The organism is Flindersiella endophytica, from assembly GCF_054779015.1.
Genome location: NZ_BAAGYY010000020.1, coordinates 211,667 through 230,915, shown reverse-complemented (window position 1 = coordinate 230,915; position 19,249 = coordinate 211,667). Strand labels below are relative to the sequence as shown.

The 19,249-nt window shown below is 69.3% G+C and carries 18 protein-coding genes; 7 read left to right on the top strand and 11 right to left on the bottom strand.

Annotated elements, in window-relative coordinates; all coding sequences use genetic code 11:
• Position 1: 1 nt before the first annotated feature.
• Positions 2 to 2,011: a dipeptide ABC transporter ATP-binding protein gene (locus ACYVF6_RS24105; protein WP_460524766.1), complete on the top strand. Its 2,010-nt coding sequence runs from the start codon at positions 2 to 4 to the stop codon at positions 2,009 to 2,011.
• A gap of 21 nt (positions 2,012 to 2,032) precedes the next feature.
• Here ACYVF6_RS24105 and ACYVF6_RS24100 read toward each other — a convergent pair whose 3' ends face one another.
• The 9 genes from ACYVF6_RS24100 to ACYVF6_RS24060 all read right to left on the bottom strand — a co-directional run bounded on the left by ACYVF6_RS24100 (position 2,033) and on the right by ACYVF6_RS24060 (position 11,471).
• Complete coding sequence (locus ACYVF6_RS24100; RefSeq protein WP_460524765.1) at positions 2,033 to 3,040, bottom strand: HIRAN domain-containing protein; 1,008 nt, start codon at positions 3,038 to 3,040, stop codon at positions 2,033 to 2,035.
• 47 nt (positions 3,041 to 3,087) lie between these two features.
• A complete protein-coding gene (locus ACYVF6_RS24095) occupies positions 3,088 to 5,274 on the bottom strand; it encodes a WD40 repeat domain-containing protein (RefSeq protein WP_460524764.1) in 2,187 nt (728 codons plus the stop codon).
• A gap of 26 nt (positions 5,275 to 5,300) precedes the next feature.
• Positions 5,301 to 5,669, bottom strand: a complete 369-nt coding sequence (locus ACYVF6_RS24090) for a cupin domain-containing protein (protein WP_460524763.1) — start codon at positions 5,667 to 5,669, stop codon at positions 5,301 to 5,303.
• Positions 5,662 to 6,171 (bottom strand): YbaK/EbsC family protein, encoded by a 510-nt coding sequence (locus ACYVF6_RS24085; RefSeq protein WP_460524762.1) that lies wholly within the window; start codon positions 6,169 to 6,171, stop codon positions 5,662 to 5,664. The genes ACYVF6_RS24090 and ACYVF6_RS24085 overlap by 8 nt, the downstream gene beginning before the upstream one ends.
• Positions 6,149 to 6,469, bottom strand: coding sequence for an ArsR/SmtB family transcription factor (locus tag ACYVF6_RS24080; RefSeq protein ID WP_460524761.1), 321 nt, complete (start codon positions 6,467 to 6,469; stop codon positions 6,149 to 6,151). The genes ACYVF6_RS24085 and ACYVF6_RS24080 overlap by 23 nt, the downstream gene beginning before the upstream one ends.
• An 83-nt stretch (positions 6,470 to 6,552) precedes the next feature.
• Positions 6,553 to 7,791, bottom strand: a complete 1,239-nt coding sequence (locus tag ACYVF6_RS24075) for a PucR family transcriptional regulator (RefSeq protein WP_460524760.1) — start codon at positions 7,789 to 7,791, stop codon at positions 6,553 to 6,555.
• Positions 7,792 to 7,804: 13 nt separating this feature from the next.
• Positions 7,805 to 8,536 carry an SDR family NAD(P)-dependent oxidoreductase gene (locus ACYVF6_RS24070; RefSeq protein ID WP_460524759.1) on the bottom strand — a complete coding sequence of 244 codons (732 nt, stop codon included), beginning with the start codon at positions 8,534 to 8,536 and terminating at the stop codon, positions 7,805 to 7,807.
• A complete protein-coding gene (locus tag ACYVF6_RS24065; protein WP_460524758.1) occupies positions 8,533 to 9,855 on the bottom strand; it encodes a zinc-binding metallopeptidase family protein in 1,323 nt (440 codons plus the stop codon). Before ACYVF6_RS24065 ends, ACYVF6_RS24070 begins: the two co-directional genes overlap by 4 nt.
• On the bottom strand, positions 9,852 to 11,471 hold the full coding sequence (locus ACYVF6_RS24060; RefSeq protein ID WP_460524757.1) for a PucR family transcriptional regulator: 1,620 nt from the start codon (positions 11,469 to 11,471) through the stop codon (positions 9,852 to 9,854). The genes ACYVF6_RS24065 and ACYVF6_RS24060 overlap by 4 nt, the downstream gene beginning before the upstream one ends.
• A 145-nt stretch (positions 11,472 to 11,616) precedes the next feature.
• Between ACYVF6_RS24060 and ACYVF6_RS24055 the strand changes: the two genes are divergently transcribed.
• The 3 genes from ACYVF6_RS24055 to panF are packed head-to-tail and all read left to right on the top strand — an operon-like array spanning position 11,617 to position 14,551.
• Positions 11,617 to 12,741 (top strand): zinc-binding metallopeptidase family protein, encoded by a 1,125-nt coding sequence (locus tag ACYVF6_RS24055; RefSeq protein ID WP_460524756.1) that lies wholly within the window; start codon positions 11,617 to 11,619, stop codon positions 12,739 to 12,741.
• The gene (locus ACYVF6_RS24050) at positions 12,734 to 13,033 is read left to right on the top strand and encodes a YhdT family protein (RefSeq protein ID WP_460524755.1); all 300 of its coding nucleotides are present in this window, start codon (positions 12,734 to 12,736) and stop codon (positions 13,031 to 13,033) included. Before ACYVF6_RS24055 ends, ACYVF6_RS24050 begins: the two co-directional genes overlap by 8 nt.
• A 6-nt stretch (positions 13,034 to 13,039) precedes the next feature.
• Positions 13,040 to 14,551 carry an SLC5/6 family protein gene (gene panF / locus ACYVF6_RS24045; RefSeq protein WP_460524754.1) on the top strand — a complete coding sequence of 504 codons (1,512 nt, stop codon included), beginning with the start codon at positions 13,040 to 13,042 and terminating at the stop codon, positions 14,549 to 14,551.
• 37 nt (positions 14,552 to 14,588) lie between these two features.
• Here panF and ACYVF6_RS24040 read toward each other — a convergent pair whose 3' ends face one another.
• Positions 14,589 to 15,056: a PNPOx family protein gene (locus ACYVF6_RS24040; protein WP_460524753.1), complete on the bottom strand. Its 468-nt coding sequence runs from the start codon at positions 15,054 to 15,056 to the stop codon at positions 14,589 to 14,591.
• 87 nt (positions 15,057 to 15,143) lie between these two features.
• Here ACYVF6_RS24040 and ACYVF6_RS24035 point away from each other — a divergent pair, with 87 nt between their 5' ends.
• Positions 15,144 to 15,635 carry a MarR family winged helix-turn-helix transcriptional regulator gene (locus ACYVF6_RS24035; RefSeq protein ID WP_460524752.1) on the top strand — a complete coding sequence of 164 codons (492 nt, stop codon included), beginning with the start codon at positions 15,144 to 15,146 and terminating at the stop codon, positions 15,633 to 15,635.
• A 79-nt stretch (positions 15,636 to 15,714) separates the two neighbouring features.
• Here ACYVF6_RS24035 and ACYVF6_RS24030 read toward each other — a convergent pair whose 3' ends face one another.
• Complete coding sequence (locus ACYVF6_RS24030) at positions 15,715 to 16,224, bottom strand: MarR family winged helix-turn-helix transcriptional regulator (RefSeq protein WP_460524751.1); 510 nt, start codon at positions 16,222 to 16,224, stop codon at positions 15,715 to 15,717.
• 90 nt (positions 16,225 to 16,314) lie between these two features.
• Between ACYVF6_RS24030 and ACYVF6_RS24025 the strand changes: the two genes are divergently transcribed.
• Entirely contained in the window at positions 16,315 to 17,820 is a 1,506-nt protein-coding gene (locus tag ACYVF6_RS24025) for an MFS transporter (protein WP_460524750.1), read from the top strand.
• 159 nt (positions 17,821 to 17,979) lie between these two features.
• The gene (locus ACYVF6_RS24020) at positions 17,980 to 19,233 is read left to right on the top strand and encodes a Bcr/CflA family multidrug efflux MFS transporter (RefSeq protein ID WP_460524749.1); all 1,254 of its coding nucleotides are present in this window, start codon (positions 17,980 to 17,982) and stop codon (positions 19,231 to 19,233) included.
• Positions 19,234 to 19,249: the final 16 nt, after the last annotated feature.

Sequence of the window (19,249 nt, the reverse complement as noted above, 5' to 3'; positions counted from 1 at the left end):
GGTGCCAGCCTTGCTCGAAATCGACAACCTCAGCACCCGGATCGCTCGCCGGCGCGGCGCTGTGCAGGCCGTGGATGGTGTCTCGCTGTCGGTCGGGCGCGGCGAGACGCTCGGCATCGTGGGGGAGTCCGGCTGCGGAAAGACGATGACCGCGCTGTCGGTGCTCCGCCTGCTGCCACCGGGCGGCTCGATCGTGTCGGGATCGATTCGCTTCGACGGTACGGAACTGACGGAGCTGTCCGACCGTTCGATGGCCGCTGTGCGGGCCGACCGGATCGCGATGGTGTTCCAGGATCCGCTCTCGTCCCTGAACCCGACGATGACCGTGGGTGCGCAGATCGCCGAAACGTACTGGTTGCATCGTGACGTGTCGTGGAAGCAGGCGTTCTCGCGTGCGGTCGAGGTCCTCGACCTGGTGGGGATTCCGTCGGCGCGTGCGCGGATGGACAACTATCCGCACCAGTTCTCCGGCGGCATGCGGCAGCGCGTGATGATCGGGATGGCGCTGGCGTGCGAGCCGGACCTGCTGATCGCGGACGAGCCGACGACCGCGCTCGATGTGACGACGCAGCGGGAGATCCTGGCGCTGTTCGACTCCCTGCGTTCGCAGTTCTCGATGGCCATGATCCTGGTGACGCACGACCTGGGAGTGATCGCCGGGCGGGCCGACCGGGTGGCGGTGATGTACGCGGGGCGGATCGTCGAGCAGGCGCCGGTTGGCGAGTTGTTCGCGCGGCCGCGGCACCGGTACACCGAGGCGCTGTTCGGCGCGATCCCGGACGGCGTGTTGCGTGGCGACGGACGGCTGGAGAACATCCCTGGGTTGCCGCCGGACCTGTCGCTGCCGCAGACGGGTTGCCGGTTCGCGGCGCGGTGCGGCTTCGTTGACTCCGACTGCGTGGACGAGGAGCCGTTGCTGGTCGAGCGTTCTGCCGGGCACTCGTTCGCGTGCATCCATCCGGTGCCGGACGAGGGTCTGGCGGTCGTCGCTCGGTCGCGTGCCGCTGCGCAGGCGTCGCCACCGTCCGACGGGCGGCGGAAGGCGCTGGAGATTCGCAACCTGGTGAAGGACTTCCGTACGGGCTCGGCATTCGGTCGCGGGCGGGCGCGTGTGAGTGCGGTGGCGGACGTGTCGTTCGACGTCGCGGAGCGCGAAACGTTCGGCCTGGTTGGGGAATCCGGCTGCGGCAAGTCGACGCTGGGGCGTTTGCTGGTGGCGCTGGACCAGCCGACCAGCGGATCGGTGCTGGTGCGGGGGACCGACCTGCATGCGTTGGCGTCGAAGCCCTTGCGCGCTCATCGGCGGAACGTCCAGCTGGTCTATCAGGACGCGACCAGCGCGCTGGACCCGCGCATGCGCGTGGGCTCGATCCTCGCCGAGCCGTTGCGGATCCAGCGCATCGGCTCGCGGCGTTCGCAGGAGCGCCGAGTCGCGGAGCTCCTGTCGGACGTGGGCATGCCGGCGAACGCTGTGGAACGTTACCCCCACGAGTTCTCGGGCGGCCAACGGCAACGGTTGGCGCTGGCGCGGGCGCTTGCGCTGCAACCCCAGCTGATCGTGGCGGACGAGCCGGTGTCGGCGCTGGATGTGTCTGTGCAGGCGCAGATCCTCAACCTGCTGGCGGAGTTGCAGGAGGCGTACTCGCTGACGTATCTCGTGATCTCCCACGACCTGGCAGTTGTGCGCTATCTGGCCGACCGGATCGGCGTGATGTATCTGGGCAAGCTGGTGGAGCTCGGCGCGCGCGACTCCGTCTACGAGCGGCCGCTGCATCCGTACACCCGCGGCTTGATCGACGCCGTGCCGACGCCGGACCCTGTGGTGGAACGCACGAAGCCGGCCCTGGAGATGCGCGGCGAGCTGCCGTCAGCGGCCAACCCGCCGTCCGGGTGCCGCTTCCGTACCCGCTGCCCGCTGGCGCAGGACATCTGCGCCGAGATTGAGCCGCCGCTGCAGCCGCCGAGTGAGGGCCGGCATGCGGTCGCGTGTCACTTCCCGTTGGTTGCTTGAGCCGTAGGATGAGCGGCGTCTTCACCGAGGCGGGTCGAGCTTGGCCGCCGCGCGGTTGCGGCGTTTCACCAGATCTTCGACTGCTTCCTCGCGGGCTGCGTGCGAGCCGTACAGCGACAGTCCCCGCTCGGCCCACCACGCGCATGCTCGCCAATCCCGCTTCTTCTGCTGGCGGATCGCCATCTGCCGATAGGTTTCCAAGACGGGGATGCGGCCCCACTTGGCCATGAACGCCTGACAGATGGCCTCCATCTCCGCGTCGTGACCGTGGCAGGTCTCGTCGAACCCGTCCAGCGCCTCGGGATAGCGCTCTCGGCATCGGTAGAGGCGTGCCTCGAGCTCCGCGAACTGGAAGTGCCGATCGATCGGATCCGGATCGATGTCGAGGAGCCTGCGGAGTTCGGCGATCGCTGGGAGGTCGTCCTCGGGTAGTCGGCTGTACCAGGAGAGATCGTAGGAGTCGTCCTCCGCATCGGTTACCCAAGCCTCGGTGAAGCCGGTCCGCATGCTGGCGCCGGCTGCCTCCGGACGGCCGCGCGGTCCGGTCGGCCGACCGGGCACGTCGATGCCGAAGTGACGAGGGTCATGTTCCAGCCAGACTCCGAGCATGCCGGGGCCGTGGTCGCGATAGCCACCGCCGACGACAACACCTCGCAAGGCGATATGGCCACCCGTCCGTCCCATGAGGTTGAGCAACCCCGGCAGGTAGTCGGCCGCTATCTCTCGTCTGAGATAGCCGATCAGGCTGCCCTCGATCATGACGGCTACGGCATGTTCGTCGTACGGGTTGGTTGGCTCCGGAACGAGAACCGCAACGCAGTCGTGCCGAACGCGATCTCCAAGCCGACCGCGGCAGATCCGCCACAGCGCGTCCTGGTAACTGGCTTCACCAACGACCTCCAGGTCGTCAGATCCGCCGTTGACCTGAAATGTCGCCGGCCAACGCGGACCGACCTGCGCGCCGCCCTGGCGCAGCGGCACGGCGATGTCCCGCCCGGCTCTGAGCTTGTCGAAGAGTCCCATCAGCATCTTCTGTCGGACTGCTCACCGGCGGGTTACACGCGTCGTCCTGCGTGTCACTTCCCGTTGGTTGCTTGAGGTTGGGTCAGAACGGCGACGTCGGTGCCGAACTCGACGACGAGCTCGCCGCTGAATGTCAGCTCCACGCGGGTAATGGCGTCGGGGAAGGGTAGGGGTGGGCCGAGTTGGGCGCCGGTGGTGAGATCCCAGAGGCGCACGGTGTGGTTCTGGCTGCCGCTGGCTGCGATCGGACGATCGTGCAGGTTGCCGCAGGCGACGGTGGTGATGGTTTCGGACTTGTCGTCGCTCAGTGGGGCGGCGACCTGCGGGTTGCCGAGTTGCTGGCCGGACGCGAGGTCCCAGCGGCGTACGGTTCCGTCCTCGCCGCCGGTTACGGCGATCGGGCGGTCGGGCAGGCGGGCGCAGGCGACTGCGGAGATCGACAGTTTCGTGCCCAGGCCAGGTTTGCCGACCGCTTCCCAGCTCCACTTCAGATGGCCGGTCATCGGCTTGCCGATCGGTTCGCCGGTGGTGAGGTCCCAAAGCCACAACTCGGCGCTCTCGCCGCCGGCCACGGCGACCGGGCGGCCGCGCAGTTCGGTGCAGGCGAGGGCGAGCATCGCCTCGGAGTCCCAGGGGTCGGCAGGTTGGTCGCGGGTCAGCAACGGCGACATCGGCTCGCCGGTGAGGAGGTCCCAGCGGCGTACGGCCGCGGCTTCGCCCGAGCCGGCGATCAGCGCGATCGGACGACCCTCGACCATCGAGCAGGCGGTCGCGTTGATGACGAGGGACTCGCCGGCGGCGAACGGGCGGCCGATCGGTTCGCCGGTGGAACGGTCGCGGACCTGCAGGCCGTCGTCCCAGCTGCCGGTCAACGTGACCGGGCGGCCGGACAGTTCGGTGGTCGCCCATGCCTCGGCGGGTGTCGCGCCATCGGACGGTAGACCGCCCGATGGGTGCTCCGCCGACAGGTCCCACAGCCGCACCTGGTCGCGGTTGTCCGCGGTCACGGCGAACAGCCGGTGCCCGACCCTCTCCGTCACGCCGATCGCCACCGCGGAGACGCGGCCGCGGTGCCCGGACAACGGACGTCCGAGCCGCGCACCGGTGGCCAGATCCCACGCGTGTGCGACGGAATCGGTGTGGGAGCCGGTCACCGCCAACGTTCGGTCCGGCAGGACGACGGTACGAAGCTCGTCGACGTAGGTGCCGTGGCCGGTGGGCAGCGGCGCACGGACGGGTTCGCCGGTCAGCAGGTCCCAGACCCTCAGCTGGTCGTCGCTTCCGGTCACGATGACCGGCCGGGCGTCGAGCTCGCTGATCGCGACCGAGCTCAGCCAGTCCGGACTGTCGAACGTCAGGGAGCAGGTCCAGGCGTCACCAGGTCGGCTCCACACCTGCACGGTCTGGACCTTCGCGGTCACGATGACGGGCGAGCCCGCAACGGTCGCGCACGCGACTGCGACGTTGTCGTCTTCGGGATCGAGCAGTGCACTGCCACCCGGCCAGACCGCCACGGGCTCGCCGCGGGTGAACGTGACGACGACGGGAACGCCATCGCATACGGTGAAAGCGACCTCGGCGAGGTACTCATGCGGGCCGTCGAACGGCTCGCAGATCGGCCGGCCCGCCGCCAGGTCCCAGACCTGCAGGCGGCGCTCGCCGTCCTCCGAGCCGTAGCCGGCGTCTTCGTCGTCCTCGTCGTAGAAGTTCTCGGGATAGTCGTCCTCGCCGCCGGCCTCGAAGACCTCGGCCAGCGCGAGCACTCGGCCGTCGGTCTCGGTGACCGTGACGACGTGCTTCAGCTCCGCAAGAGCACCGATCGGCTCGCCGGTGGCCAGGTCCCAGGCTCGGAGGCCGTCGAAGCCACCGACCACGGCGATCGGCCGGCCGTCCAACTCGGTGACGGCCGCCGTTCGTGCCTGCTCGGGTCCGTCGAACGAGAACAGGAAAGCGGCGTTGACCCCGGTGCCGCCGGCCGACGTGACCTGCCACTGCGGCGCCGCGCCGCCAGCAACAGGTACCGCCGCGAACCGTTCCGCCAGCTCCCGCGACCCCCACCGCGCCGCGTCGAGCGACAGCAACTGCCGCCGTACGAAAGGGCTGGCATCGCGATGCTCGTGCAGCGAGGTCCGATAGACGGCGGCGGCGAGCTGCGCCGCGGCCCCGGTCGCCTGCGGCAGCAGGGGGATCACCTGTCGTGGATCGGCGTGTACGAGGAACGCGCAGTCGTCCAGACTCATGCGCGACACCCTAGCCAAACGGTCGCTCAGTCGCCGGTTGGCCGAACGCCCGCCTGCTCGATCATCAGCACGATCACGCGTTCCACGGCGATCGGACGGTGGAGTACACCCTTCGGTACGACGTAGGCCTGCCGCGGCTGAAGCTCCACCGGGGGCTCGGCTTCGAGCTCGATCCGCAGCACGCCCTCGACGACGTAGAAGAACTCGTCCTCGTTGTCGTGCTTGTGCCAGTGGTACTCACCTTCCAGCACGCCGAGCCGTACGAGCGAGTCCTTGACCTGGCAGAGGGTCTCGTTGTACCAGCGCGCGGTGTTCGCCTCGACCAACGGCCGCAGGTCGATCAGCTCGCCGGCCTCGAACCGCGGCTCCATCCGGACGTCGTACGGCTCAGGCATTCCCTGCCTCCATGGCGATCCGCTCGATCCGCGGCCGCGCGAGCGCGGCGTAGTCCTTGCTGTTCAGGGCGACCGAACGATCCAGCCGCGCGGCGTTGAAGTAGATCTCCTCCGACTCGAACAGGCCGGGATCGACGATCAGGTCCAGTGAGGGATCCAACGCGAACGGCAGGATCGTCCCGCTCACGCTGCCGGCCAGCCGTTCGGCGATGTCGCGCGAGGCGAACGAGACGTACGTTCCGTCGTACAACCGCTTGATGCCGTCCAGGTCGACCCGGCGGTCGCCCGGCACGACGGCGAGGACGAACTGCTTGTTCTTCTTGCCCAGCTTCACCATCACGATGACGCACTTGGCCGCCTGCGACACGTCGTGCCCGCGGAACCCGCTGACGACCTCCGTACGCCCTTCCGGCTCGTGGTCGATCAAGCGGTAGTCGGCCTCAGCAGACTCCAGCAGCTCGACCAGCCGGTCGTAGGCGTCACCAGCCTCGCTGGAACGCATCCTTCACCTCCGCGATCCGTTGCTCGTCCCGCCGGTAGAAGACCCATTGCCTGATCCGCGTGCCGACGATCAGGCCGGCACGCTCCAGCACTTTCAGATGCTCGGCCGCGGTCGGCTGGCTCACTCGCAGCTTGTTGGCGATGAACACCGAGCACACGCCATCGCTGACCAGATCCCCGTCGACCTGCGGCGGGAAGTGCGCCACCGGATCGCGCAGCCAGTCGAGGATCTGCAGCCTGCGCTCGCTCGCGAGCGCCTTCAACACCTCGACCGGGGGTGCGACTGGTCTCTTAGGCACTTAGCTAGTTTGCTTAATCCCTAAGCGCTTGTCAAGCCCGTCCGCGCGGGCCGGAACAAGTAGGCGTCGATACGGACGACCTGTCAGGCGGTCTCCGGCCAGCGGTTCTTGTCAGCCGAGGCACTCGGATAGCGGCCGGCGAAGCGGGCGAGTTTCAAGCCCAGATACAAGCTCATGCGGTCCTTCCCATCGTGCAGGTCCAGCCCGCCGGTCTGCTCGACCTTGTTGAGCCGGTAGTACAGCGTGCCCCGTGACAGGTGGAGCTCGTCGATGGTGGCGCGGGCGTCGGAGCCGTGGTCGAGGTAGCGTTCGACGGTTTCCAGGACTTGCGGGTCCAGTTCGGCGAGCAGCCGCGCGACTCGAGGGTCCAGGGCGTCCTCCACCGCCTCGCCCGACAGTTGGGCCAGCACGCGGTACACGCCGAGGGAGGACCACACCCCGACGCCACAGAACTCAGGGATCGCCGCGGCCGCCGTCGCTGCCATCCGGGCCTGCCGGTACGACAAGTACGCGCCCGGCGGGCGGTCCTGCGGGTCGCCCACGCCGAGGACGACCTCGCCCGCGAGCCCTGACGAGGACAGGCGGTCGGCCACTGCTCCACGTACAGCCCGGGCCGCGTCGACGACCTGGGTGGCCACCAGCCGCGCGCTGCGCGCCCGGCTCAGCACGACCGCGTGGTCGGCGTGGGCCAGGCCCAGGAACTCCGCCCGCGGGCGGACGCGGCTGACGTCGCGCAACGCCTCCGCGATCAGCGCTTTCGGCTGCGCGACCTCGGCGTCCGGAAGGCGGACGACACCGACAGCCACCTGAGCGTCGGCCTCGAGCAGGCCGGCTTCCGTCGCCTGCAGGCACGCCGTCGCGCGCAGCTCGTCGGACGGGGACAGCAGATGTCCGACGAGGTTGTCGGCGAGCCGGGAGGCCAGCAGCTCTTCGTACATCAGCAGCCCGGCATGGCGGGCGGCCGACACCGCGACCGAGAGATCGGCCTCACCGAGGCGTTGTTCGTCGTCGATCAGCCAGAGGTAGCCGATGAGGAGCCCGTGGTGGCGGACCGGGATGCAAACCCGCCCCAGGATGCCGGCGGACCGGTCGGACGGGATTCGTACCGGTGCGGTCGACGCCACGATCCCGAACTTGCGGAACCAGTCGCGCACCTCCGGCCGGGTCGTGCGGCGCAGGATCGAGTCTCTGCGTACGTCGTCGATCGGCTGGGTCTGGGAGGAGTACGCCACCATGCGCTGCTCCTCGTCCTCCAGCACGGTCGCGGCGCCGAGGCGCGTGGCCACGTCGTCGGTCAGTGCCTGAAGCTCTGTCAACAGCATGTCGCGTCCCCTTCTAGGCCAGTGGAAGTGTCGCGTTTCCGGTTCCCACACCTCCGTCCACGTTCAGGACCGCGCCCGTGACCCACGTCGCGTCGGTGGAGCAGAGGTACGCCACGGCACCCGCGATGTCGGACGGGGTGCCGGGGGACGGCCACGGCCGGCCGGACTCGATCGCTTGAACGTAAGCGGTATTCAGCGGGTTCACCGAGCTGTCGACGGCGACGAAGCCCGGCGAGACCGCGTTCACGTGAATCCGATGCGGAGCCAGCTCGAGCGCGAGCGCCTTGGTGAGCATGGTGAGCGCGGCCTTCGACGTGCAGTAGTGCGCACCACCGCGCCGAGCCCGATCGGCCGCACCCGACGTGATGTTGACGATGTGCCCCGGCCGTCCGGCGGCGACCAGCAGCCGCGCGAACTCCGTGCACAACACGTAGGGCGCGTTCAGGTTGATGTCCAGCACGCGGTCCCAGGACGCGTCGTCCAGCTCGAGCAGCAGCCGGCTGGGATAGATGCCGGCGGCGTTGACCAGCACGTCCAGCCCGTCGAGCCGTTCCCAGGCCGAACGCAGGCACTCGCGAGCGGTCCTACGATCGCTCAGGTCACCGGTGATGGACACCGCGCCGGCAAGCTCGCCGGCCCGCAGGTCCACCACCGCGACCGAGCAGCCATCGGCGACGAACCGTTCGGCGATCGCCCGGCCGATGCCGCCGGCGCCTCCGGTGACGAGGACTTTTCGCTTGCTCACCAAGCTTCTGCCTCCCAGCGAGCCTGCCCGTCCAGGCTGCGCCGCAACGCGAGATAGTCGTCGAGCGAACGCCGCGGGCCGTACGCCGAGACGATCCGCCGGGCGGCGGCCGCGTCGTCGGTGAGCAGGTCGATCACGGTCATGGCCAGGTAGATGGCGGGCTCGACAGCGGCCTGGCGGTGGTCGGTGACTTGGTACTCCGTGCCGTGCGCGGAGCCGACCGCCCCGGAGGCCATCGGGTGGCTCACCGGCATCACGTGCCCGAGGTCGCCCATGTCGGTGCAGCCGCCACGGTGCCCGCCCCGCGCGACGCCATCCGCGCCGACGATCTGGGCGGCGTTCGCCGTCAGCACCTCGTCCAGCCGAGGGTCCGGAGTCAGCGGCAGGTACGCCAGCAGCGTCTCGATGTCCAGGCCGGTGCCGAGCGCCATCGCGCCCGCTCGCAGCGCACGGTCGACCTTCTCACAGGTCTGCTTCAGCACCTCCAGCGTGCGACCGCGGATCAGCACCTCGAGCTTCGCGTTCCCTGGTACGACTCCGGGCACGGCGTCGACCTGTGTCATGACCGGATTGACGCGAACAGCCTCGTCGTCGGGGAACGTGTCGCGCTGTGCGTCGATCGCCTGAACGGCAAGGGTCGCCGCCTTGAACGCGTTGACGCCGAACCACGGCCGCCCACCCGCGTGCGCCGCCTTGCCGGTGAACCGGACGCGCTTGATGACCGCGCCGTTCATCGTGTTGCCCACGCTGAAGCGGGGCGCGCCTTCGCTGGCGGTGTGCACCAGCATCGCGAGGTCGATGTCGTCGAACTCGCCGAGCCGCAACAGCTCGGCCTTGCCCACCGGGAAGTCCAGCTTTCCCTCGGCTCGCAGCGCGAGCCGCCAGTCCACTTCGGTGAACTCCTCGGCCGGAACGGCGAGCAGCGCCACGTCGCCGGTCAGCGAGTCCATGACCGAACGCAGCCCCAGCCCGGCGCCCAGCATCGCCGCCAGCATGGCGTTGTGCCCGCACGCGTGTGCGGCGGACGTGGCGGGGTCGGCCAGCGGATGCCCGGGTACGAGCACAGCGTCCAGCTCGCCGAGCAGGCCTACGGTCGGCCCGCCCGGACGACCTCGCAAGATAGCCTTGACGCCAGTGAGGGCGAGCTTGTCGCGGTACGGAAGCTCCAGCCTCCCGAACCATTCGGCGACCTTCGAAGCGGTCGCGTGCTCGGCGTACCCAGGCTCCGGTCGCAGCATCACCTCCTGGCTGAACGCGATGATCTCGTCGGCGTGGGCCTCGATCTCCGCCCGTACACGTTTCTTGAGGTCGTCCGTCATGCCAGCGCTCCAACGGGTAGGGGACTGTTCACCGGCTCGGCCAGCAGGCTGGTGCGCAGCTGGATCGCCGCCATCAGGCGTTCGTCGGGATCGTCGAGGTCAAGTCCGCAGATCTCGGTGACCCGGCGGACGCGGTACCGCAGGGTGTTGGGGTGGATGTTCAACGTACTCGCCGCCCGGTTCACATCGCCGAACGCGTCCAGGTACGCCGACAGGCTTTCGGCGTAACACGTGTGATGCTCGCGGTCGTGGGAGAGCAACGTGGCGATCCGGCCGCGGCGCAACTCTGGGTTGGCGGCGATCAGGTCGGACAGCAGGAGCAGTTCTGCCGTGGCGCGGACATCGGAGAGCGTGGCGATCCGGCTCTGGTACGCCGACCCCGGGTCGCGAAGCAGCACGCGTAGCACCAGGTCGGCCTCCGCGCGGGACTCCCGAGCCGAGGCGAGGGTGGGGGAGAGCGCGCCGACCGCCGTCAGCACCGGATGCCGCAGCGCCCGCACGGCCCGCCGTACGAGTTCCCGGACGCGGCTCACCTGCGCCGAGTCGTCGGCGTCGTCGGTGTCGGCGTCGAGCCCGCAGCACAGCAGATCCACCCGGCCGCGCCAGATCACGGGGATCGCCGTGCTCCGGTACGCCGCCAGGTGCATCGTCAGCAGATCCGCCAGCCGGCGCTCGATGCCAGGGCTCTCGCCGGCCGGCACGCAGCTCACGACCAAGCAGGGCAACGCGGCATTGACGCCCAGCCAGGCGGCCGCCGAGGTCGCATCGGACTCGCCGGTCAGAACCTGCCGGGCCACGCTCTCGGAGAACCGCTGAGCCTGCGCTTGTACGCCCATCCGCAGCAGTAACCGCGCGGCAGGCGCTGCCGCCATCCGTAACGTCGTGATGGCGTCCGGCGCCAGCCCACTGCCGCCTTCGGCGACCCAGATCGAGCCGAGGATCTCCTCGCCGGCGCGGATCGCGATCGCCAGCCGGCGGCCGGCACCGAAGTCGGGCTCGGCGTCGATCTCGACCACCTCCTCGCCGCCGCCCCAGAGCCGGCGGTAGACGCCCTTCTGCCGAAGGCGTTCGCGGTACTGCGAAGGCCCGTGCTGGTCGAGCACCGCCTGCCTGCGCATCGGATCGTCGTCCGGGCGGAGCCTGGAGGCGACCAGCACGTCCTGCTGTGGACTGAAAACCATCACCGAACCGCCGATCGCGTCGGCCAGCGCGTTGGCGAAGCCGGTCAACGTGTGTTCGGGCAGGTCCGGCCCGGCGCCCCAGGCCGCCAGTACACCACGCAGCCGGCCGGTGAGCTGTGCCCAGCCGATCGCGGGATCGAACGCCAGCAGGCCGATTCCTGCCTGCCGCGCGATACTCGTCAAGCCGGCCCTATCGGAGACGTTGTTGCGTACGACGACAGCGGCCACACCGGCGGCCGCGGCCTCCAGGATGACCGGCGCCGGATCGGCGCCGATGGCGAGCAGCAGGTCACCTGGGCCGGCCTCCAGCCCTGCCGCGGCATCGTGGATGACCACGTCGCGTAGCGGAGTTCGGGCGTGGGAAGGCCCCGCCCACACGGTGAGCGTGGTCGTTTCCAGCAGTTGCACGAGATCGCGTACCGATGGACCGTCCATGCCTCTATTCGATACCAGGCCGCGATGACGCCGTCATTGCTTTTGTTGCCAAGGCGTGCTCCTGTCCGTCCGGACAAACGCCGGCCCGATCTTCGGTACGGACGAACCAACACAGGGGAGGCGCCGCTGGTCGAGGCTTGGCTGCATGCGACAGCTGCGCGAGGCGCTGCGGGAACTGGTCGAGGTCGAGTCGCCGTCTTCGGAGGCGCTCGCCGTGGAGCGCTGTGCGGACCGGCTGGCCGAAATCGGCCGTACCCTCACAGGTTTCGAGCCACAGCGGATCCCGCTCGAGGCCGGAACGCCGGGTGCCCTGACGTGGCGGTTCGGCGAGCCGGCCGACGCGCGTCGCGTCCTGCTGCTGGGCCACGTCGACACCGTGTGGCCGCTCGGCACGCTGGCGGACTGGCCAATCACGGACACCGGCGACCGGATGAGCGGACCGGGTGTGTTCGACATGAAGGCGGGGCTGCTGGTCGCGTTGTTCGCGCTGGCCCGGATCGGGGCCGACGCACCATTGACGTTTCTGGTCACAAGCGACGAGGAGATCGGTTCGGCGGCGAGCCGGTCGCTGATCGAGGCGGAGGCCCGGCAGGCCCAGGCCGTGCTCGTGTTGGAGGGCGCCGGCCCCGGCGGCACGCTGAAGTCGGCGCGCAAGGGCTGGTCGATCTACCAAGTACGGCTGCGAGGCAAGGCGGCACACGCGGGGCTGGAGCCGGACAAAGGCCGCAACGCCCTGGTGTGCTTGGCCGAACTCGTCCAGTCGGCGGCCACCCTGAGCCGGCCGGCGACCGGCCTGACCGTGACGCCGACGCTGGCCAAGGCCGGCACGACCGTCAACACCGTACCGGCGCAGGCGGAGTTCTCCTTGGACGTAAGGGCTTCCACAGCAGACGACCAACAGACGATCGACGCGGCGATCCGGCGGCTTGGCTCGGCCGACCGCGGCGGCGTGCGGGTCGACGTCGACGGTGGCGTGAACCGGCCACCGATGGAGCCCACGGCGGCCGGCTCGCTGCTGCGCCGGGCGGAGGCCTGCGCCGGACAGCTCGGGCTGCCCTGTCCTGGCGCCGTCACGGTCGGCGGGATCTCGGATGCGAATCTCACCGCCGCGTTGGGCATTCCGACACTCGACGGGCTGGGAGCGGTCGGTGGTGGCGCGCACGCCGCCGGCGAGTGGGTCGACATCCCTGCCACAGTTGAACGAATCGACTTGCTCACCGCGCTGGTCACGGACCTGGTCGAGCATCCGGAGGTGGGAAGGCATGACTGAACCGGTCGACGAGCCGTTCGAGGAGGATCCGCGCTACGCGATCGCCAAGCGGGAGCTGCTGCTGGCGTTGGCGTACTGGGCGGCGTTCACGATCGTCGTCACCACGACCGCCTGGCTCCTCGGGGGCGGCAAGGAGGCTTCGGAGCTGACGTTCGTCCTGGGTTTTCCGGCCTGGTTCTTCTGGTCCGTTCTGGTCGCGTGCGTGGCGTTCTCGGTCGTTCCGTACTTCATCGTCAAGTACGGCTTCACAGACGTCCCGCTCTCAGCAGACGGCGACGCGGAAGCGAGGTAAGCCACCATGCGGTGGGGCATCATCATCCCGATCTTCCTCTATCTGCTGGTGCTCGCCGGCATCGGCGCGTGGGCGTTCATGCGACGCCGCCAGGCGGCGGCCGGGTCGAAGTCCGCGGAGTACTACATCGGCAGCCGCTCGCTCGGCTGGGGCGTGCTGGTGTTCACGCTGCTCGCGACGGCGGCCAGCGCGGGCACGTTCATCGGCGGGCCGGGGCTGGTCTACCAGGGCGGCTACGGCTGGGTGCTGGTGTCGATCTTCCAGGTGCCGACGGCGTTCGTCGCGCTGTCGTTGCTCGGCAAGAAGTTCGCGATCCTCTCGCGCAAGCTGAACGCGATCACGGTCACCGACTTCCTCAAGCACCGTTACGAGAACCCGGCCGTGGTCGTGCTCGCGTCACTCGGCATCGTGCTGTTCCTGACGTCGTACATGATCCCGCAGTTCGTGGGCGGGGCTCGCGTGCTGCAGGCGGTGACCGGCGTCGACTACAACGTCCTGCTGTTCGTGTTCGCCGGCGTCGTCATGCTGTACACCGCGTTCGGCGGCTTCCTGGCCGACGCCGTCAACGACACGCTGCAGGGCATCATCATGTTCGTCGGCGGCATCGTGGTGTGGATCGTGCTGCTGTCGGCGGCCGGCGGCATGGGTCCGGTCAACGATCAGGTGATGCGGACACATCCGGAGCTGTACACGCTGCCCGGGCCGGGCGGATTCACCGCGCAGATGGTGGCGTCGTACTCCTTCCAGCTCGGGCTGATGTTCTGCGTGCTGCCGCACCTGGCCGTACGTGCGATGAGCTACCGCGACTCCAAGGCCGTGCACACGGCGATGTCGGTCGGTCCGATCATCATGACGGTGATCACGCTCGGGTTCCTGACGATGGGGCTGGTCGCGCGGTTCTTCGAGCCGTCGATGCAGGTCGGCGACCTCGCGTTGCCGACGACGCTGGTCGACGTCCTGCCGGAGGGAGTGGCGGGCGCGCTGTTCGCGGCGCCGCTGGCGGCGATCATGTCGACGGTCGACTCGATGATCCTGGTGATCAGCGGTGCGATCGTCCGTGACGTCATCGCCGGGTACGCCAGGCCGGCCTGGTCGGACGACCGCGTGGCCAAGCTCGGGCCGATCGTGAGCCTCGCGCTGGGCGGCGTTGTGCTCCTGCTGGCCTACGAGCCGCCGCCTTACCTGGAGTACCTCATCATCTACGCGATCGGCGGGCTCGAGGTCGTGTTCTTCGTGCCGTTGATCGGCGGGCTCTACTGGCGACGCGGCAACGCGCTCGGCGCCGCGCTGGCGATGGTCGGCGGGATGACGTGGTACATCGTGGCCAACCAGTGGGTGCCCGCGCTCAAGCTCGGCATGTTCCCGATCGTCACCTCGTCGGTGGTGGCGGTGGTGCTGTACGCGCTCGGCAGCCTGCTGGGGCCGAAGCCGCGCCGGGAGGTGCTGGTGAAGTTCTGGGGCACCCAGCGCGCGATCGACCAGCTCGCAGCTACGACCGGCGGCGATCGGGTCCGGTGAGCGTGCTGCCCGGTTCTCCGGGAAGCGGACTGTGGGTTCAGGCCGGCCGGCGCACCAGGCGGATGACGGGGAGTTCGCGGTCGGTCTGCTCCTGGTACTGCGCGAAGCGGGGCGAGGCGGCGATGATCTGCTGCCAGGCCTGCTCGCGTTCGGCGCCGTGGAGCTGCTCCGCGGTGACGGAGATGCTCTGGCCGGCCAGTTCGATCTCGACCTGGTCGGGGTGGGCGGCGAGGTTGTAGTACCAGGCGGGGTTCTTGGCCGCTCCGGCCGCCGACGCCACGATCAGCCGGCTGCCGTCCTCGCCGGGAAACCAGCCGACCGGCGTCTTGCGTTCGACTCCGCTCTTCGCGCCGACGGTCGTCAGCACCAGGGCGTCGAAGCCCATGAACGTGCCGCCGCCCTTGCGGCCGATCCGGTTGGCGACTCGCTGGTTGAACCATCGCATCAGCCGGCTCGCACTGGGCTGCCGCGCGCCGCGGGTTCCGTTCCGGGTGTCGAAGCTCATCTCGTTCCTCCTGGGTTCGCTGGGCAGGTAGTACGCAAGATGAACAGTACGCGGCATTAACTGTATTCCGCGTGTACGGTAAAGGCCGTGGACGTACAGGCGCGAGGGCAGGCGGACGTGGCGGCCGGGCTGGTGCAACTCAGCTATGTCGTCCAGGCCGTCTACGCGCGGGTCGCCGCCCGGCACGAGCTGACGCCCGTTCAGGCCAAGCTGTTGTGCATCCTGATGGGCGGGCCGAGGGGGATGGCCGAGCTCGCGCAGTTCCTGGGCGTGGAGAAGGCCGCCCTGACGGGACTCGTGGATCGGGTCGAGCGGCGTGGGCTGGCGAAGCGGTCGGCCGTACCCGGCGACCGGCGCGCGCTGAGCGTCACGCTGACCGACGCCGGCAGCCGGGCGATCGCCGCGTTCCACTCCGAGATGTCCGCCGAGCTCAGCGGGCTGGTCGCGCCGCTACCGGCCGACCAGCGCGAGTCGTTCGGGCGCACGATGGCCGAGATCCTGGCGTTCTGCGGGGGCCAGTGCGCCGACGCGGAGCATGTGGACGGCGCGGAATCCCGGCTCCATCGCCTACCGAAATGACCGAGCAACCGTGGTCATTGCGACCTGCCCGTGGCACATCTGCCTGGCAGATCGGCAATGACCGAGCAACCGTGGTCGTTCAGGTCGGCGATGCCTGGCTCGCGGGCCGGGGGAGCGGCTGGCCGTCGAGCTTGTCGAAGTAGGCCTCGATGTCGTCGACCCAGCGGTTGATCAGCAGGCAGACCAGCTGACGCTCGTCGTGGGGCCAGTGGGACACGGCTTCGCGCATCCAGCGTTTGATCACCGCGTGGTAGCGGTCGACCAGGGCGGTTCCCTCTGGCGTGAGCTCGATCCGCGCGACCCGGCGGTCGTCCGGGTCGATGGTCTTGGTGGCGAGGCCTCGTATGACCAGCTTGTGGACCTGCCGGGTCGCGTGCGGGCCTTCGACCTGCATCGCCTCGGCGATCTCCTTGACGCTCAGCGGCTCCTCGGCCTTGCGGATGATGCCGAGAATCTGCAGGCCGGTGCGGTCGAGCGCGATCCCGGCCTCGACGCTGGCCCGCTCGTACAGGCCGGACCTCCGCAGCGTGCGGGTCAGCCGGCTGACCGAGCTGACCGCCTCCAGCAAGTCGTCGCTCGTGTCGTGCACGGCAGAACCTCCTTGACAATTACCTAAGTTAGGTATGTATCCTACCTGGCGTTGGTTACCTACCTAAGTTATCTAATACGAAGGGTTGACATGGCACAGGCACAGTCACTGCCCGAAGCCGATACCGGACTGAGACCTTCCCCAGAGTCGACAGCTGGGCCGGCAGCCGGCCTGAGCCCCGAGCTGGACCCGGACCTGGACACCAGCGCGAAGCCTGGCTGGTCGGTGGTGATCGCGGCAGCGTTCGGCGCCGCGGTCACCGTCATCCAGCAGAGCGCGGTGCTCCCGCTGCTCCCGCGGCTGCAGTCCGAACTGGGAGCCAGCGTGACGGCCGTCAGCTGGACGTTCACGATCAGCATGCTGGTCGGGGCGGTCGCGACGCCGCTGTTCAGCCGGTTCGGTGACATGTACGGCCGCCGCCGGATGCTGCTGACCTCGTTCGTCCTGCTGCTGGCCGGCTCGGTGATCGCCGGGCTGTCGACATCGCTGCCGACGTTGCTGCTCGGAAGGGTGGTGCAGGGCTTCTCGGTCGCTGTGATCCCGCTGGCGATCGGCGTCGTCCGTGGCGTGCTCCCGAGAGAGAAGCTCGCCACCGGCATCGGAACGATCAGTGCGACGATCGGCATCGGCAGCGGGGTCGGCTTGGTGCTGAGCGGAGTGATCGCGCAGTACACCAGCGGGTTCCGCGCGGTGTTCTGGGTGATCGCCGCCCTGGCCGTACTGGCGCTGGTGTTCGGCCTGATCTTCCTGAAGGACCCGACCCCGCCGCAGGGCGGACGTCCGGACATCCCCGGCGCGATCCTGCTGGCCGGCGGCCTGGTCACGTTGCTGCTCGGAATCACCGAAGGCGCCAGCTGGGGCTGGGCGTCCGCCCGGATCCTCGGCCTGTTCGCCGCGTCGGTCGTGCTGTTCACCGTCTGGGTCCTCGTCGAGAGGCGTACGAAGGAGCCGCTGGTCGACATCAGCCTCCTGACGCACCGCGGCACGATCGGCGCGAGCGTCGCCTCGATGCTGCTCGGGTTCGCGATGTTCGGCGGGTTCTCGTTGGCACCGCAGTTCGTCCAGACGCCGGAGGCGGCGGGATACGGCTTCGGCGCGACCGTGCTGCAGGCCGGACTGATCCTGCTGCCGGCCTCGTTGCTGATGATGATCGTCTCGCCGGCGTCCGGCGGGCTGATCCGGCGGATCTCCGCACCGTACGTCGTCGCGATCGGCGCCGCCCTGACCGGCGCCTCGGAGCTGTGGCTGGTGCTGTCGCACGGGCACGTCGCCGACATGCTGATCGCGATGGCGCTGCTCGGCATCGGTATCGGGCTCGCGTACTCCGCGCTGGCCACGATGGCGATCGAGCACGTCGACCACTCCAAGACCGGGGTGGCCAGCGGCGTGAACAGCCTGGTCCGGATGCTCGGCGCCAGCATCTCCGGCGCGGTCGCTGCCGCGATCCTCGCGGCGCACGTGCTGCCGACCGCCCCGGTGCCGTCGGTCACGGGATACGAGCTGGGCTTCGGCATCACCGCGATCGGCGCCGGCGTCGCCGCGCTGTTCGCCGTCAGCTTCGGCTTGCTGAACCGGCGGCTCGCGGTCGAGCACTGAAGGGCGACTGCTCAGGGGGCCAAGTAAATCCACTGTGAACTCTTGAAACGGGGTTCACTTCTGGGAAGCAGCGCTGCACCATGGACGTTGTCGACGTTCATGGGCAGCGCTGCTCCCGTCCGACCACTCGCTCACCCCGATCCGCTTCGGAGTACCCCTGTGCCTTCACCATCCGCACGCCCTACGCCCAAAATCGCTCCCCTCGTACTCCTGCTCGGCACGATCACGGCCATTGGCCCGATGTCGATCGACCTCTATCTGCCTGCGTTTCCCACGCTGACCCGTGAGCTGTCGACGAGCGAGTCGATGGTCCAGCTCACGTTGACGGCCTGCCTGGTCGGCCTCGCGGTCGGCCAGATCCTGGTCGGACCCCTGTCGGACGCGATCGGCCGGCGCAAGCCGCTGCTGGTCGGCATGTCGTTGTACTCCGTGGCCTCCCTCGTCTGCGCTTTCGCACCGACGATCGAGGCGCTGACGTTCGGCCGTTTCCTGCAGGGCCTCGCGGGCTCCGCGGGAGCGGTGCTGTCCCAGGCGCTGCTGCGCGACCTGGTCGAAGGGCCGATGGTGGCGCGCGTGATGTCGCGCCTGATCCTGGTGATCGGTGTGGCGCCGGTGCTGGCCCCGACCCTCGGTGGGCAGCTCCTCACGCTGACCGGCTGGCGCGGGCTGTTCTGGGTTCTGACCGCGTTCGGCGTGGTGCTGACGATGGTCGTGACGTTCTTCGTACGCGAGACGCTGCCGGTCGAGCGGCGGGTGCGCGGCGGGCTGCGGGCCACCGTCGGGACCTACCGGCGGATCCTGGCCGACAAGGTGTTCCTGGCCTACGCCGCGATCAGCACGCTCGGCTTCGTGATGATCTTCGGGTACGTCTCGGGCTCGCCGTTCGCGTACCAGGAGGTGCACGGCGTCTCGCCGCAGACGTTCGGGCTGCTGTTCGGCCTGAACGCCGTCGGCATGGTGATCACGAGCCAGCTGAACGCCTGGCTGGTGCTGCGGATCTCGCCGCAGACCATCCTGACCCGAGCGGTGCCGATGTCGGCGCTGGCGGCACTGTCGCTGCTGTTCACGACCTCGACCGGACTGTTCGGCCTGGCCGGGCTGGCGGCACCGTTGTTCGTGCTGATGTCGAGCATCGGCCTGGTCCTGTCCAACTCCGGCGCGTCGGCGCTGAACCAGCACCCGGAGTCCGCGGGCTCGGCGGCGGCGTTCGTCGGCATGTCGCAGTTCGTGATCGGCGCGTTCGCCGGCCCGCTGATCGGGATCGCGGGTACGGGCACCGCGGTGCCGATGGCCGCGGTGATCACGTTCGGTGCGCTCGGCATGCTCACGATCGCGCTGCTGCTGCGCTGGCGGAAGCCGGCCGTACGCGTGCCCGCGGCCGGTGAACCGGTCGCGGAGGTGCTCACGCACTGACCTCGCCGCGCCCGGC